The 15980-nt window shown below is 66.8% G+C and carries 16 protein-coding genes; 14 read left to right on the forward strand and 2 right to left on the reverse strand.

Annotated elements, in window-relative coordinates:
* Both DU475_RS18980 and DU475_RS18985 read left to right on the forward strand, forming a co-directional pair.
* Window positions 1–445: cytochrome c oxidase assembly protein (locus DU475_RS18980; protein ID WP_164633004.1), on the forward strand; the 445-nt coding region annotated here is incomplete at its 5' end.
* Window positions 442–936 (forward strand): CopD family protein, encoded by a 495-nt coding sequence (locus DU475_RS18985; protein ID WP_047308144.1) that lies wholly within the window; start codon window positions 442–444, stop codon window positions 934–936. The genes DU475_RS18980 and DU475_RS18985, both read left to right, overlap by 4 nt.
* Here DU475_RS18985 and DU475_RS18990 read toward each other — a convergent pair.
* Window positions 900–1382: a DUF2231 domain-containing protein gene (locus DU475_RS18990; RefSeq protein WP_013500360.1), complete on the reverse strand. Its 483-nt coding sequence runs from the start codon at window positions 1380–1382 to the stop codon at window positions 900–902. The two genes, DU475_RS18985 and DU475_RS18990, sit on opposite strands and share 37 nt — an antisense overlap.
* 21 nt (window positions 1383–1403) lie before the next feature.
* On the opposite strand from DU475_RS18990, the gene coxB reads away from it, so the two are divergent.
* The 3 genes from coxB to DU475_RS19005 are packed head-to-tail and all read left to right on the forward strand — an operon-like array spanning window position 1404 to window position 4974.
* Complete coding sequence (coxB, locus tag DU475_RS18995; protein ID WP_142883843.1) at window positions 1404–2105, forward strand: cytochrome c oxidase subunit II; 702 nt, start codon at window positions 1404–1406, stop codon at window positions 2103–2105.
* The gene (ctaD, locus tag DU475_RS19000) at window positions 2102–4636 is read left to right on the forward strand and encodes a cytochrome c oxidase subunit I (protein ID WP_164633005.1); all 2535 of its coding nucleotides are present in this window, start codon (window positions 2102–2104) and stop codon (window positions 4634–4636) included. The genes coxB and ctaD overlap by 4 nt, the downstream gene beginning before the upstream one ends.
* Complete coding sequence (locus DU475_RS19005) at window positions 4633–4974, forward strand: hypothetical protein (protein ID WP_164633006.1); 342 nt, start codon at window positions 4633–4635, stop codon at window positions 4972–4974. Before ctaD ends, DU475_RS19005 begins: the two co-directional genes overlap by 4 nt.
* A 21-nt stretch (window positions 4975–4995) precedes the next feature.
* Here the strand turns inward: DU475_RS19005 and DU475_RS19010 are convergent, their stop codons facing one another.
* Window positions 4996–6114 carry an HD-GYP domain-containing protein gene (locus DU475_RS19010; RefSeq protein ID WP_164633007.1) on the reverse strand — a complete coding sequence of 373 codons (1119 nt, stop codon included), beginning with the start codon at window positions 6112–6114 and terminating at the stop codon, window positions 4996–4998.
* A 290-nt stretch (window positions 6115–6404) separates the two neighbouring features.
* Here DU475_RS19010 and DU475_RS19015 point away from each other — a divergent pair, with 290 nt between their 5' ends.
* The 9 genes from DU475_RS19015 to DU475_RS19055 form a co-directional block, all read left to right on the forward strand.
* Window positions 6405–6728 carry an STAS domain-containing protein gene (locus DU475_RS19015; RefSeq protein ID WP_164633008.1) on the forward strand — a complete coding sequence of 108 codons (324 nt, stop codon included), beginning with the start codon at window positions 6405–6407 and terminating at the stop codon, window positions 6726–6728.
* Complete coding sequence (locus DU475_RS19020; RefSeq protein WP_164633009.1) at window positions 6728–7093, forward strand: response regulator; 366 nt, start codon at window positions 6728–6730, stop codon at window positions 7091–7093. The genes DU475_RS19015 and DU475_RS19020 overlap by 1 nt, the downstream gene beginning before the upstream one ends.
* Window positions 7090–9111, forward strand: a complete 2022-nt coding sequence (locus DU475_RS19025) for a chemotaxis protein CheA (protein WP_164633010.1) — start codon at window positions 7090–7092, stop codon at window positions 9109–9111. Before DU475_RS19020 ends, DU475_RS19025 begins: the two co-directional genes overlap by 4 nt.
* Window positions 9111–9578, forward strand: a complete 468-nt coding sequence (locus DU475_RS19030; RefSeq protein ID WP_164633011.1) for a chemotaxis protein CheW — start codon at window positions 9111–9113, stop codon at window positions 9576–9578. Before DU475_RS19025 ends, DU475_RS19030 begins: the two co-directional genes overlap by 1 nt.
* 60 nt (window positions 9579–9638) lie before the next feature.
* On the forward strand, window positions 9639–10121 hold the full coding sequence (locus DU475_RS19035) for a chemotaxis protein CheW (RefSeq protein WP_164633012.1): 483 nt from the start codon (window positions 9639–9641) through the stop codon (window positions 10119–10121).
* A gap of 66 nt (window positions 10122–10187) precedes the next feature.
* The gene (locus DU475_RS19040) at window positions 10188–12389 is read left to right on the forward strand and encodes a HAMP domain-containing methyl-accepting chemotaxis protein (RefSeq protein ID WP_164633013.1); all 2202 of its coding nucleotides are present in this window, start codon (window positions 10188–10190) and stop codon (window positions 12387–12389) included.
* Between the two features lie 152 nt (window positions 12390–12541).
* Window positions 12542–13399, forward strand: coding sequence for a CheR family methyltransferase (locus DU475_RS19045; RefSeq protein ID WP_164633014.1), 858 nt, complete (start codon window positions 12542–12544; stop codon window positions 13397–13399).
* 20 nt (window positions 13400–13419) lie between these two features.
* Window positions 13420–14511 (forward strand): protein-glutamate methylesterase/protein-glutamine glutaminase, encoded by a 1092-nt coding sequence (locus DU475_RS19050; RefSeq protein ID WP_164633015.1) that lies wholly within the window; start codon window positions 13420–13422, stop codon window positions 14509–14511.
* Between the two features lie 7 nt (window positions 14512–14518).
* The coding region (locus DU475_RS19055) for a methyl-accepting chemotaxis protein (protein ID WP_164633016.1) at window positions 14519–15980 on the forward strand (1462 nt) is incomplete at its 3' end.

The following is a 15980-nucleotide window of genomic DNA, read 5'->3' on the forward strand; positions in this document are numbered from 1 at the left end:
CTCCGCACTCACGCGCGCCGGCTCGGCGATGTTCATGGTGCACACCGTGCTGCTGTGGCTATGGCACGCGCCCGCACCTTATGCGGCGGCGCTCGCCGATCCGGCTGTGTTCTGGGCGATGGAACTGAGCCTGCTCGGCAGCGCGGTCGCGCTATGGCTCGCCGTTCTCGCCCCGGCCGGGGCGATTGGGCGGAGTTTGGCGGTTTTGCTGGGGTCGGTGGTGCAGATGGGCATGCTGGGCGCGGTGATCACTTTCGCCCGTGCGCCGCTGTACGATGCCCATCTGGGGGTGACGACGGCTTGGGGGCTGTCTGCGCTTCAGGACCAGCAGCTCGCCGGCCTGGTGATGTGGGTTCCGGGCGCGCTGCCCTACCTGGCGGTGGCGCTGGTGCTGCTCGGGCGCCGGCTCGACCGGCCGATCGCCGCCAATGAACCGGTCCGATGATCGCGTGGCTGAAACTCGTTCATATCCTGGCGCTGATGGTGTGGTGCGCGGGGCTGCTGGCGCTGCCCGGCCTGTTCGTCCACCGCAGCCGGCTGGCGGATGCCGAAGCGGCCGAACTGCACCGGCTGACCCGGACGCTGTTCATCAAGATCACCTCGCCGGCGGCGTTCGTGGCGGTGGTGGCGGGCACCGTGCTGCTGTTCATGCGCGATGTCTTCACCACCTGGATGATGCTGAAGCTGGTGGTGGTCGGCGTCCTGGTGGTGATCCATGTCCGCAGCGGTCACCAGATCCTCAACCTGTTCGGACCCGAGGGGCACTATGCCGCCTGGCGGCGCTGGACCATGACGGCCGCGACCCTGTGCACCATCGCCGGTATCCTGACGCTGGTGCTGGCCAAGCCGGTGCTGGCGCCGCTGAACCTGCCGGACTGGATGACCCGGCCGGGCGGGCTTCACTCCTTGGTCGAGACCATCAAGCCGACGCCGTGATCGAACACCAGCTTGCCGCCATGCCATCCGGCCAGGCCGACGAACACGGTGCCGAGGGCGGAGATCATCAGCCCGACCGGCAGCACCGGGTCGTCCTGCACCAGCCGCCACCCCCAATTGGCGCCGGCGATCGACACCAGCGTCACCCCGGCGACCGCATGGGTCCAGCTCGTCGTGCGCTGGCGGATGCCCTCGACCAGCAGCAGCTCCGCCGTCCCGGCGATGCTGGCGGCGACGCCGAACCAGAACGCGAAGCCGCTCGCCCACAGTCCGGCGCGCGCCCAGAACGGATCGGCGCTCCACCAATAGAACACGTCGCAGCCCAGCGTGGAGATCACCAGCGCGATCGGAAACGACACCAGCATCGCGTGGACCGGATGGCCGGCGAACGCCACCACCGAACTGGTGTCGTATTCGTTGATTTCCTCGATGACGGTCTTCGGCATTGCGCACCTCTTCGCTCGGTAATGCGGCGAGGCCGGGCCGGTTGCATCGCGGCCGTCGTCACGATGCCGCTGGCCGGGTGCAGCGGGCCGCTGTCGACGCTCGATCCCGCCGGCCCATCGGCGGCCGCGATCGCGGAGCTGTGGTGGGCGATGCTCGCCGGATCGATTGCGCTGTTCGGTCTGGTGATGACGCTGCTGCTGTGGACGTTCCTCCGGGCGAACGCCCACCCGTCGTCGCCGCGGCCGAAGCTGTGGCTCGCCGGCGGCGGACTGGTTCTGCCGGCGCTGGTCCTGACGCCGCTGCTCGCTTACGGGCTGCTGACCGGCGAGCGGCTGCTGGCGCATCCGCGCGCCGCCGAGGTGACGCGGATCGAGGTCGAGGCCCGGCAGTGGCAATGGAATTTTCGTTATCCGGCCGCAGCCGGCGGCCCCCGGATGTCGGTCAATGAACTGCATCTGCCGGCGGGGCGGCCGGTCGATCTTCACGTCGGCAGTGCCGACGTGATCCACGGCTTCTGGATTCCGCGGCTCGGCGGCAAGATCGACGCCATTCCAGGGCACATCAACGTGATCCGGCTGAGCGCCGATCGGCCCGGCGTGTATCGCGGCGTCTGCGCCGAATTCTGCGGCGGCGGCCATACCGCGATGGACTTCCGGGTCGAGGCGCATTCCGACGACAGCTACGAGGACCGGCTGCGCGAGCTGCCGCGGGACCGGCCATGACGACAGACACCCAGGATACCCGCCATCCGCCGGTCAGCGCGATCCGGCTGCACAAGCGGCTGGAAGCCGTATGGGGCACGCCGCCCGGCTGGGCGCGGCTGTCGGCGGTGAACCACAACGTCGTCGGCCGCCGCTTCATCCTGACCGCATTCGTGTTCTTCGGCATCGGCGGCGTACTGGCGATGCTGATTCGGGCCCAGCTCGCGACGCCGCGCAGCGCCTTCCTCGGGCCGGAGATCTACAACCAGATCTTCACCATGCACGGCACGGTGATGATGTTCCTGTTCGCGATCCCGATGTTCGAGGGCTTTGCGATCTATCTTCTGCCGAAGCTGCTCGGCGCCCGCGACATGGCGTTTCCCCGGCTCGGCGCCTACGGCTATTGGTGCTACCTGTTCGGCGGGTCGATCCTGCTGATCGCGCTGGCGTTCGGGCTGGCGCCGGACGGCGGCTGGTTCATGTACACGCCGCTGACCTCGAAGACCTACAGCCCCGGCATCAACGCCGACATCTGGCTGATCGGCGTCACCTTCGTCGAAGTGTCGGCGATCTCGGCGGCGATCGAGATCATCGCCACGGTGCTGAAGACCCGCGCGCCCGGCATGTCGATCGACAAGATGCCGCTGCTCGCCTGGTATCTGCTGGTCACCGCCTTCATGATGCTGTTCGGCTTCCCGCCGCTGATCCTCGGCTCGGTCCTGCTCGAACTGGAGCGGGCGTTCTCGCTGCCGTTCTTCGACCCGACGCGCGGCGGCGACTCGCTGCTGTGGCAGCACCTGTTCTGGCTGTTCGGCCATCCCGAAGTCTACATTATCTTCCTTCCGGCCGCCGGCATGGTCTCGACCATCCTGCCGACGCTCGCCCGGCGCGAGATCCTCGGCTACGGCTGGATCGTGGTCAGCGTGGTGGCGCTGGCGTTCCTCAGCTTCGGGCTGTGGGTGCACCACATGTTCACGGTCGGAATTCCGCACCTCGCTCTGGCGTTCTTCTCGTCGGCCAGTACGGCGGTGGCGGTGCCGACCGCGGTGCAGATCTTCGCCTGGATCGGCACCCTGGCGGCGGGGCGGCCGCAGCTCAAACTGCCGATGCTGTACCTGCTCGGCTTCTTCTCGGTGTTCGTGATCGGCGGACTGACCGGCGTGATGCTGGCGATCGTGCCGTTCAACTGGCAGGCGCACGACACCCATTTCGTGGTCGCGCATCTGCACTACGTGCTGGTCGGCGGCTTCGTGTTTCCGATGCTGGCGGCGGCGTATTACTGGCTGCCGCATTTCACCGGCCGCGTACCGCGCCACAGCCTCGGCACCGCCGCGTTCTGGCTGATCATGATCGGCTTCAATCTCACCTTCCTGGTGATGCACTGGACCGGGCTGCTCGGCATGCCGCGCCGGATCACCGGATACGGGCCCGAGACCGGATGGGAATGGCCGAACCTGCTGTCGTCGATCGGCAGCTTCACCATGGCGATCGGCTTCGCATTGTTCGCCATCGACGTCCTGATGCACTGGCGGCACGGCAAGCGCTGCGACCGCAACCGCTGGGGCGCCGGCACCCTGGAATGGGCCACCGCGACGCCGCCGCCGAGCTACAATTTCGCGTCGCTGCCGCAGATCGCCTCGCGCGCTCCGCTCGCCGACCGACCCGATCTCGGCAACCGGCTCGCCGCCGGCGCCGGCTATCTCGGCTTCGTCCGTCACCAATGGCTGGAAACGCTCGGCGTCGAGGCCGTGACCGGCCGGGTCGAACAGATCGTCCGGCTGCCGAACCGCACTTTCATTCCGCTGGTGACGGCGGTGATCACCGGCCTGTTCTTCGTCGCGGTGCTGTTCAAGCTCTACGTCCTGGCGCTGATCGCGTTGGTCGCTGTGGCGGCGGCGGCGCTGATGTGGACCCCGGACTCCGGCGAACGCCAGGATCGCGGCGCGCTGCCGATCGGCAACGGCGAGTCTGCGGTGCTGCACAGCGAAGCCGCGTCGCCGCCGTCGCTGTGGGCGATCTGGCTGGCGCTCGCCGCCGATGCGACCGCGTTTGCGTCGCTCGGCTTCGGGCTGCTGTTCCTGTGGGTCGTGGCGCCGAACTGGCCGCCGCCCGAGTGGCTGCAATGGTCGCCGCACGGCGCCGCGCTGACCGCGGCCGGTCTGGCCATTGCGCTGCTGGCCGCCAATGTGGCGGCGATGCGGAGGGTCGTCGCCCGCGCGCCGTGGCGGGAAGCGCTGCTGGCGGTCGCAGCGTCGGGCCACATCGTCGCGCTGATCGGTGTCGCGGCGATCGTCCTGGTGACGCCAGATCCGACGCGGCACGCTTATGCGGCGGTGGTGCTGGTGATGCTGCTGTATGCCGGCCTGCACGCGGCGATCGGGCTGGTGTTCGCCGGCTTCGGCATCTGGCGCAGCCGCGCCGGCTTCGTCTCCCCGGTCCGCCGGATCGATCTCAGACTCGGGGCGATCTGGACGAGCTACACCGTTGCGCTCGGCGCTGCAGCGCTGCTGCTGGTGTTCGGGCTGCCGCTGGTGATGGGAACGGTGCGATGAAGCCTCGGCTCCCGCTGCTCCTGATCCCCGCCGGCTTCGTGATCTGGGCGTCCGCCTTCACCCTGCTGTATGCGGCGCTGTCGCTCGGCTGCGTCGCCGGATGGCAAAGCGAAGTGATCGCCGGAATGACGCCGGTGCGGCTGGTTCTGCTCGTGGTCTGGCTGGTGCATCTGGCAGCGCTGATCGTGCTGCTGATCTATTGCGTGCATTTGAGGCACCGCTCCGCCGACCGGACCTTCGGCTTTCTGCGGCGGGCGGCGATCGGATCGACCGTCGCTGCGTTGGCGGCCACCGTCTGGACCGGGGTGGCGATCCCGGCCGTGACGCCGTGCCTGTGAGGCCGGCTCCGCGGCGATCCGTCAGGCGCTCGGCGCCGTGACCGCGGACCGCGCGGCTTCCGATTGGAGTTGCGGCTGCAGCGGCGCGGCGTCCTGCCGGGAGCCCAGAACTCGATCCGTCGCGATCGCCACGACCTGGTCCCATCGGGCCAGGAAGGCATCGACACAGGCCGGATCGAAGTGCTGGCCGCGGCCGTCCTCGAGGTGCTTGCGCGCCACCGGCAGCGGCATCGCCTCCTTGTACGGCCGCTTGGTCGCGAGCGCGTCGAACACGTCGGCCACCGCGACGATCCGTGCCGCGACCGGAATCGCCTCGCCCTTCAGCCGGTTCGGATAGCCGGTGCCGTCCCATCGCTCGTGGTGGGCGATGGCGATGTCGGCGGCGAGTTGAATGAGTTCGCAGCGGCTGCCGGCCAGGATCGAGCCGCCGACCGTGGTGTGGGTCTGCATCATCGCGATCTCGTCCGGCGTCAGCCGCCCGGGCTTGAGCAGGATATGGTCGGGCGTCGCCACCTTGCCGACATCGTGCAGCGGCGCCGCCAGATAGATGTCGCGGCACAGCCGGTCCGGCAGTCCCAGACCTTCGGCGATCATCCGGCTGTATTTGGCGACCCGCAGCGTATGATCGCCGGTGTCGTTGTCGCGATACTCGACCGATAGCGCGAGCCGCAGGATGATCTCCTCCTCGCGCTCCTGCAACTCGTGGGTGGCGCGCGCGACTTCGCTCGCCAACAGGGCGGCGCGGTCGTTCAGTTTGCGCACGGCGAGACCGAGCCGGATCATGTTGCGCAGCCGGACCTGGGTCTCCAGGCTCTTCGGCTGTTTCGGCAGGAAGTCGGTGGCGCCGGCGTCGAGGGCGCGCAGGCGAACCTCGTCGCTCTCGACCGAGGTGATCATCACGATCGGGATATCGGAGAACTTCGGCAACGACCGCAGCCGCCGGATCAGGCTGATGCCGTCCATGTTCGGCATCTCGTAGTCGGCGAAGACGATGTCGATATCGAGGTTGCGAGCCGATGCCAGCGCCTGTAGCGGATCGGTAAAGGCAATCACGTGGACCTGCCCGTCTGCCTCGATCGTTCGTGTCAAATACTCCAAGGCCGACCGGCTATCGTCTACAACCAGTGCTTGAATTAGCATTATTATACAACCACAAATGCAATGCGCTGCAATTCAGCCTATAAGGTACCTCTTAAGCCCGAACTAAGCGTCACACTTAGCTGTATCTTTTGATCTAATCACCAGATCGGGTATTGCCGCCTAATTTACCGTATCCGTGGCTTCGAGCTATGTGTCGGCCGCCGAGGGGTTTGCGCTGATGCAGTTTAGCGGCGTGTAGTACACTATTTTAATAATTGGCCGTCAGGCTTTCCCGTATCGACAAAGTAATCGCGCCGCGACGGTCAGTCGCCTCGCGACTGGGGACTGCAATGACGTTAGATCCCACCGAAGCGGGAGCCGCGCTTCGGCTCCCTTCCGACTGTAGTATTTCTTCCATCCGAAGCATCCACGAGATCATCCAGGACGCGCTCGGCCGCCAAGGTCCGCTGGAGATCGACTGTTCAAAAGTGAACAGAGCCGATCTCACCTCGATCCAGCTCCTGCTGTCGACCGCCAAGACCGGCGAGGCCCAGGGCCGCCCGGTGGTGCTCACCGAGCTCTCCGACGTCCTCCGCGACACCCTGCAGCGCGCCGGCTTCGCCGGCGACGCGATGATCGACAAGCATTTCCCGCAAAAGAAAGGTGGCTCGTAATGGCCACGATCCTCACCGTCGACGATTCCCCGAGCATCCGCCAGATGATCAAGGTGACGCTCGAGCCGGCCGGCCACAGCGTGGTCGAGGCCGGCGACGGCGCCCAGGGCCTGTCGAAGGCCCAGGCCACCAAGGTCGATCTCGTCATCACCGACCTCAACATGCCGGTGATGAACGGGCTCGAACTGATCAAGGCGCTGCGCAAGCAGCCCAACCTGGTCGGCCTGCCGATCGTGTTCCTGACCACCGAGTCCAACGACGCGGTCAAGCAGGAAGCCAAGAGCTGCGGCGCCACCGGCTGGATCACCAAGCCGTTCAAACCGGAGCAACTGCTCGCGGTGGTGAGCAAGCTGGTGCGGTCATGACCACGATCGATCCGGCAGCAGTCTTCCGCCAGGAAGCGGCCGAACTGTTCGAGGTGCTGGAAACGGCGCTGCTCGATCTCGGCCAAAACCCCGACGACCGCGAACTGGTCGACTCCGCGTTTCGCGCCCTGCACACGATCAAGGGATCGGGCGCGATGTTCGGGTTCGACAAGGTCGCCAGCTTCACCCACGAATTCGAGACCGCGTTCGAACGGGTCCGCAAGGGCGAGATCAGGCCGACGCTGGATCTGGTCTCGGTGGCGCTCGCCGCCAAGGACTTCATCCGCGCGCTGATCGAGACTCCTGACGACACCGACGCGATCATCGGCGAGGCGATCCTGGCCGACCTCAGCCGGTTCGTGTCGACCACCGAGACCATGGACGCGCCGGCCCCGGAACGCCGCCGGGTCGGCTGGCGCCTCCGCTTCGAATTCGACTCCCAGATCCTGCGCAACGGATCCAACCCGCTCGACCTGCTCGACGACCTCGCCAAGCTCGGCTCCTGCTTCGCGACGCCGCTGACCGACGGCATCCCGTTCCTCGACGAACTGGTACCCGAGGATTGCTACCTGAAATGGGACGTCTCGCTGCATTCGGATTGCGACAAGGCCGCGATCGACGACGTCTTCATGTTCGTCCAGGACGAGATGCAGCTCTCCCTCGAGCCGCTGTTCGAGGGCGAGGCTCCGCAGCCGGTGCCGATGCTGGAGCTGCCCGACGTTTCGATCCTGCCGCCCGAGCCGCCGCAGAGTGTGGAGGAGACGACTCCCGCGCCACCGGCGGCGGCAGCCGCGGCTTCCGCCGAGCGCCGCAGCGGCGAGCCGCGCCGCGCCGAAGACCGTGGCATCGCCACGGTCCGGGTTCAGGCCGAGCGACTCGACGAGCTGATGGACCGGGTCGGCGAACTGGTGATCGCCCAGGCCCGCCTCTCCCAATTGGCCGAGTCCGGCAGCGACCTTGCAATCAAGCTGATCGCCGAAGAGATCGAACGCCTCGCCTCCAGCCTGCGCGACACCACCATGGGCGCCCGGATGGTGCCGATCGGTTCGCTGTTCGGCCGCTTCCGGCGCCTGGTGCACGATCTGTCGCGCGACCTCGGCAAGCCGGTGGAATTCATCACCGTCGGCGAGGACACCGAACTCGACAAGACGATGATCGAGTGCCTCGCCGATCCTTTGGTTCACCTGATCCGCAACGCCATCGACCACGGCATCGAGCCGCCGTCCGCGCGCATCGCCGCCGGCAAGCCCGAACAGGGCCGCATCGAGCTGGCGGCACAGCATTGCGGCGCCCAGGTGCTGGTCACCGTGAAGGACAATGGCGGCGGGCTGAACACCGCCAGGATCCGCGCCAAGGCCGAAGAACAGGGGCTGATCGCGCCGGGCGCTTCGGCGTCCGACCAGGAGATCCATCAGTTTTTGTTCCACCCCGGCTTCTCGACCGCGCAGACGATCTCGGCGCTGTCCGGCCGCGGCGTCGGCATGGACGTGGTCAAGCGCACCATCGAGAACATGCGCGGCTCGATCGAGCTGTCCACCGTGCCCGGCGAGGGCGCGACCGTCACGCTGCGCCTGCCGCTGACGCTGGCGATCATCGAGGGCCTGCTGATCCGGGTCGGCGGCGGCCGCTACATCATTCCGCTGTCGGCGGTGGAAGAATGCGTCGAACTCACCGCTGAGGACGAGCGCTCGCGCAGCCGCAACTTCCTCAACGTCCGCGGCAACCTCGTGCCGTTCCTGCGGCTGCGCGACATCTTCGATGCCGACGGCGAGCCGGACCAGCACCAGAAGACGATCATCATTTCGACCGGCGAGACCCGCGTCGGCCTGGTGGCCGATCAGATCATCGGCAACCACCAGACCGTGATCAAGTCGCTGTCGAAGCTGCACTCCAACGTCACGACGTTCTCGGGCGCCACCATCCTCGGCGACGGGACCGCCGCGTTGATCCTCGACGTGGTGCAGCTCGTCGGCCTCGCCCAGGCGCAAGCGGAAAAACAGATGAGCGAGGCAGCCTGATGAGCAGCGATCGGGTTCAAGACACGACTGACGGCGGCGGCGCGATGCAGGTGGTGATGATCGGGCTCGGCGAGGAGAAGTTCGCGCTCGATGCCGGTCTGGTCCGCGAGATCATCGATCCAATTCCGGCCACCAAGGTGGCGGGCGCCAAGGCGTTCGTCCCGAGCGTGATCAACGTCCGCGGCAACGTCATTCCCTTCGCCGATCTGCGGATCCGCTTCGGGATGCCGGCGGGACGCGAAACCGTCGATACGCGGATCGTCGTGGTCGAGGTCCGGATCGACGGCGATCCGGTGCTGGTCGGGGTCAGCGCCGACAAGGTCTACGAGGTCACCGAGATCTCCCGCACCGATGTCCAGCAGACTCCGCGCGTCGGCATGCATTGGAAGCCGGAATACATCCGCTTCATCACCAAATGGCGCGACGAGTTCGTCGTCGTCCCCAACATGGAACGGATCCTGAATTGAGCGTCCCCGGTCCGACATCCGGCAGTGCCTGCCGCCAACCTACGCTGAAGTGAGGAAGACATGGCCGAAACGGCGCAATATCTGACGCTCGGGCTCGCCGGCGAGACGTTCGGCATGGCGATCCGCAACGTGCGGGAAATTCTCGACATGCGGCCGATCTCCCGGCTGCCGCACGCCCCGGAGTTCATGCTCGGCATGATCGACGTGCGCGGCACCGGCTATCCGATTCTCGATCTGCGGCTGAAGCTCGATCTGCCGGCGGTGCCCGCCACCGAGGCGACCCGCATCATCATTCTCGACGTGCCGGTCGCGGACCGAATCGTCGGCGTCGGCTTCGTCGCCGACTGCGTCTACGAGGTCACCGACATCGAGGAGAGCTCGCTGGAGCAGGTGCCCGACGTCGGCGGCAAATGGAAGTCGGACTACATCGCCGGAATCGGCCGCAAGGGCGATCGCTTCGTCATCATCTTCGATCTGGCGCGCCTGATGGCCGGGACCGAGGTCTCGACCGGCGCCGTCCCATCCAACGAGTTGGCGGCCTGAACCGCCCGATCCGAACCTGTTGTTGCGTGAGTTAGACCCAAACCTTCGACCCTAAGGAATCTCGAAATGAGACTGACTGTCAAAGCAAAGCTGGCCGGCGCCTTCGGCGTCGTGATCCTGCTGTCCGCCGTCACCGGTGGAATCTCTTACGTCAAGCTGACGCAACTGGCAGAAAGCGCTGATGTGCTCGTGCAGCGCGCTGGCCGCCTCGACAAGGCCGGTGAATTGCAGAACTACATCCTGCTCCAAACCCGCGCCGAACGCGACATAGTCATCGCCTCAAACGAGGTCGAGCTGCAGAAGGTGGCCGACGAGATCCAGCAGCTTCGCAAAGACACCAGCCGTACTCGTGATGAGATCTATGCGGCTACGAACGAATTGGGCAAGCGGTTGCTCGAAAAATTCGCTTCGGCCTACGAGAAGATGAACGCCACTGAAGACGCGATTATCAAGTTTGGCACCATGAACTCGAACAACCGCGGCGCCCAACTTTGGGCGACCGAAGGTGTGTCGACCCTGAAAGATTGGAACGAGACCATTGCGGGCGTTGCGGCCGAGGTCAGCAAGATGCCTCTCTCGATCGAACGCACAAACGCGCTGCTCGCCGTGCAGACCATCCGCGCCGAGAGCGAAGCGCTCCAGAAGGACATGGCGCTTTCGTTCTCCGCCTCAAGCCTGGAACACCTGAATGCGACTATCAAGGTGATGGGCGATCAGATCGAGCGGCTGCGAACGGCCACCCAGCAGGGCGGAACCGCGCTGACCGCCGCTGGACTGTCGTCGTCGGGGGCGATTGCCTCGCAGACCGAGCGGCTGCTGAAGGTGTTCGGACGGGTGTCTGATATTGTTAGGGAGGGGGGCAACATCCGTGCTGCCGCGCTTGCTGCCACTGAAGGCAAGGCTGCGGCTACGGCTGCCATCGCGGCGTCCAGTGAGTACATGACTGCTAACAAGAAACTGATGGCAGAGGACGCTGCTCGGTCCGCGGCGGAGGCCGCCAGCGCCAAGCTCCTGCTGATCAGCATCGTGATCGCATCGCTGCTTGCCGCCGTTGGCTCGGCGATCTGGATCGCGCTCAACATCAGCCGCGGACTGTCCCGCGCGGTCGGCCTCGCGGACGCGGTGGCGATCGGCGATCTCAGCCAGAAGATCGACATTGCCAGCGACGACGAAGTCGGCGATCTGGTGAAGTCGCTGAACGCGATGACCGCCAACCTCAACGCCACGGCGGCGGTCGCCAACGAGATCGCCAAGGGCAATCTCACCGCCGACGCCAAGCGCCTGTCCGACAAGGACACCCTCGGCATCGCGCTGGAGCAGATGATCCACAAGCTGCGGCAGATCGTGTCGGAAGCGCTCACCGCCGCGCAGAACGTCTCCGCCGGCAGCCAGGAACTGTCGGCCAGCGCCGAGCAGCTCTCGCAGGGCGCCACCGAGCAGGCGTCGTCGGCCGAGGAAGCTTCCTCGTCGATGGAAGAGATGGCGGCCAACATCAAGCAGAACGCCGAGAACGCCGGCCAGACCGAGAAGATCGCCGCACAATCCGCCAAGGACGCCGAAGCCAGCGGGACCGCCGTCGGCCGCGCCGTGCAGGCGATGCAGACGATCGCCGAGAAGATCACCATCGTGCAGGAAATCGCACGGCAGACCGACCTTCTGGCGCTCAACGCCGCGGTCGAGGCGGCCCGCGCCGGCGAACACGGCAAGGGCTTTGCGGTGGTCGCCTCCGAGGTCCGCAAGCTCGCCGAACGCAGCCAGGCGTCGGCGACGGAAATCGGCGAACTGTCCGGCGAGACCGTGAAGGTCGCGCAGGAAGCCGGCGAGATGCTCGCCAAGCTGGTGCCCGACATCAAGCGGACCGCCGAGCTGGTGCAGGAGATTTCGTCGGCCTGCCGTGAGCAGGACGTCGGATCGTCGCAGGTCAACCAGGCGATCCAGCAGCTCGACAAGGTCGGTCAGCAGAACGCCAGCGCCTCCGAGCAGGTCTCTTCGACCTCGGAAGAACTCGCCTCGCAGGCCGAGCAGTTGCAGTCGACCATCGCGTTCTTCCGTATCGAGGAGGGGGCGTCGAACCCGCATGCCGCGCCGCTCGACAAGGCGGTCGGCCAGCTCCGTGCCAAGGCCTCCCAGATGGCCTCGGTCGATCGCGGCGCCAAGCGGCCGGCACCTGCCAAGCCGCAGCGCCAGCTCAAGGCGGCGGGCGGCGGCGGCTTCGCCTTCGCGCTCGGCGACGGCGAGGACGATCGCGACGCCGACTTCCAGCGCTGAGCGCGCGGGACGAATCCGCGCCCCCTGCAAAACCAGCGAACGCCGGCGACCGGCGTTCGCCTTCACGGACGCCGGTCCGTCGCGAAACACCGCGGCGGGGCCGGCGTAGAGTGCGTGACGCGGTCCGACGGGCCCGAACGACGAGTATCCCCATGGTCCATGCCAATCGCCAGCCGTCCAGCCGCCAGCTAACGGACAGGCAATTCCGTTCGATCGCCGAGCTGATCGAAGGCCAGGTCGGCATCAAGATGCCGAGCGCCAAGCGCGTGATGCTGGAAGGACGGCTGCACAAGCGCGTCCGGGCGCTGAATTTCTCCGGAGTGACCGAATACGTCGATCACCTGTTCGACAGGCAGATCCTCGACGACGAGCTCACCCATCTGATCGACGTCGTCACCACCAACAAGACCGACTTCTTTCGCGAGCCGCAGCATTTCGATTTTCTCAGAACGGTGGCGGTGCCGGAGCTGCTGAAGCTGCCCGACCGCAAGTCCAACGATCTGAAGATCTGGAGCGCCGCCTGCTCGACCGGCATGGAAGCCTACACCACCGCGATGGTGCTGGACGACATGGTGCAGTCCGGGTCGCGGTTCCAGTTCCGGATTCTCGGCACCGACATCTCGACCGCCGTGCTGCGCCTCGCCAAGTCGGCGATCTACAACCGCGAGGCGATCGCGCCGGTGCCGGCGCCGTTCGTCGGCCGTTACTTCCTGACCTCGCGCGACCGCAGCCGCGGCGAGGTGCGGGTGGTGCCGGAGCTGCGGCGGCTGACCAACTTCACCCGCATGAACCTGATGGACGCGTCCTATCCGGTGGACCGCGACGTCGACGTGATCTTCTGCCGCAACGTGCTGATCTATTTCGATCGCGACACCCAGCGCAAAGTGGTGGAGCAGTTGTGCTCGCATCTGCGGCCGGGCGGCTACCTGCTGGTCGGCCACTCCGAATCTATGATCCACAGCGCCCTGCCGAAGTTAAGGCAGGTTCAACCAACCGTCTTTAAGCTGTAGGGATGATCGGAGCGCATCAGATGGCGAAGCAGAAGGTCCGGGTCCTGATCGTCGACGACTCCGCCTCGGTGCGACAGGTGCTCGGCACCATCCTCGGCGAAGACCCCGAGATCGAGGTGATCGCCACCGCGTCCGATCCGTTCGTGGCGGCCAAGCGGCTGCAGAACGAACTGCCCGACGTCATCCTGCTCGACATCGAGATGCCGCGGATGGACGGCATCACCTTCCTGCGCAAGATCATGGCGCAGCATCCGATCCCGGTGGTGATCTGCTCGTCGCTGACGCCGGAGGGCTCGGACCTGATGTTCGAGGCGTTCGAGGCCGGCGCCGTCGACATCGTGCCGAAGCCGCGGGTCGATACCCGGCAGGCGCTGATGGAGAGTTCCGGCCGGCTGCGCGAGGCGATCAAGTCCGCCGCCCGCGCCCGGGTCCGCCCGCGCGCGGCCCGCAAGGTGATCGAGCAGAAGCTGACCGCCGACGCCATCATCCCGCCGCCGGTCGCCGGACGCTCGCGCCCGACCACCGAGCGGATCGTGTGCATCGGCGTGTCGACCGGCGGCACCGAGGCGCTGTACGACGTGCTCGAAGTGCTGCCGCCGAACTGTCCGGGCATCCTGATCGTTCAGCACATGCCGCAGGGCTTCACCGCGGCGTTCGCCAAGCGTCTCAACGCCGGCTGCCGGATCAACGTCAAGGAAGCCGAGGACGGCGATCCGGTGCTGCCGGGCTGGGCCTATATCGCGCCCGGCGCCCGGCACATGCTGCTGGTGCGCAGCGGCCTGCGCTATCAGATCGCCATCAAGGACGGCCCGCCGGTGTCGCGGCATCGCCCGTCGGCGGACGTGCTGTTTCGATCGGCCGCGCAATATGCCGGCGCCAACGCGCTCGGCATCATCATGACCGGCATGGGCGACGACGGCGCCCGCGGCCTCCTTGAAATGCGCAAGCTCGGCGCCGCCACCTGCGCCCAGGACGAAGAGAGCTGCGTGGTGTTCGGCATGCCGAAGGAAGCGATCGCCTGCGGGGCGGTCGAGAAGGTGGTGTCGCTGACCCAGATCCCGCGCGAGATCATGGCCTGGCAGCAGGCCAGGCAACCGGTCGCAGCGGATTGATCGCGTCGTGTCGTCGTTGAAACATCCGATTGCCGACGCCGTCGCGTCGATCGAACTGGTCGCGTCGCGGATCGAGGCCACCTTCGCCCAGGTCGGCGGTCAGCTCGGCGAAGGCCACGGCATCTTCCAGGGGCTCAACGAAGCCCTCGCCGATCTCGCCCGCGAATTGTCGTCGGCCCAGATCGAAGGCGCGTCCGGCGCGCTGCGCGACATCGCCGGCCGGCTGAACAGCCTCGCCGACGCGCTGCCGGCCGAAAGCGCGCTGCTCGACCAGCTCCGCCGCAACGTCGCCGAGGCCGGCTCGCTGCTGAAGCAGCTCCTCAAGCACGTCGAGATGATCACCACCATCGCCCGCAGCGCGCGGATCGAATCCGCCTCGCTGGAGGGCGACCGCGAGGGCTTCATCGCGTTCACGCGGGAGGCCTATGAACTCGGCAAGGCGGTCCAGGCCTCGATCGAGGCCTGCGTCCGGGATCAGCAATTGCTGGCAGCCGCGGTGGAAACCACCTGGGGCCGCCAGAGCGAATTCGAACGCCGCAACCGGCCGCAGCTCGGCGCCTCCGGGACCGCCCTGATGACGGCGTTCGCCGATCTCGGCCGGCAGCGCAACGACAGCGTCGGCGTCGCCGAACTGGCCGGCAGCAGCGCCCGGACGATCAGCGAAGTGGTCGGGCGATCGATCGTGTCGCTGCAGGCCGGCGACAGCACCCGGCAGCGGCTCGAGCACGTCTGCGAAGGACTGCGGCGCGCCGCCGTTCCGGAGCCGAGCCTGGTGCCGGAAATCGGCGAGGCCGGCGCGCTGCCGCAGCTTCTGGTCCATCTCGAAGCGGTGCAACTGCGCGACGCGCAGCAGGAGTTCAACAGCGATATCGGTGACGTCGTCCGCGCGCTGTCAACGATTCTGGCCGAGGTGGCAACGCTGGTCGAAAAGGGCCGTTCGCTGCACGGCGGCCGCGAGGGCGGCTCGTCGTCGTTTCTGTTCCAGGTGAGACAGACCCTGGCGCAGGCGTCCAGCCTGATCGGGATGTGCGAAGACGGCGGCCGCTCGATCGACGAAGCCCTGAGCGTGGTCGAGAACACGCTGGAACGATTCCGAGACGCCATCGCCAACCTGTCCGACTCGGTGGTCGACATCTCGCTGATCGGGATGAACGCCGGCCTCCGCGCCGGCCATCTCGGCGCCAAGGGCCGCGCCTTCGTGGTGATCGCTCATGAAATGAAGGTCACGGCCGATCAGATGACCGGAGCCGCGTCCCGGCTCAGGCCGCTGCTGTCCGAGATCGGCAAGGTCGGCGACGATCTGCGCAAGACACGGGAGAGCAGCGATCCGGCGACGCTGTCCGGCATGGAGGCGTCGATCCTGCAAACCCTGCAGCACGTCGAGGCCGGCAACGACCGGCTCGGCGGACTGATCGGTCGCCTTATCGACGAAGGCGCCAAGTTCGACGCCGTGATGAACGGCGCCCGCG

Origin of the sequence: Rhodopseudomonas sp. WA056 (assembly GCF_010906995.1) — a bacterium.
GTDB classification, from domain to species: Bacteria; Pseudomonadota; Alphaproteobacteria; order Rhizobiales; family Xanthobacteraceae; genus Rhodopseudomonas; species Rhodopseudomonas palustris_G.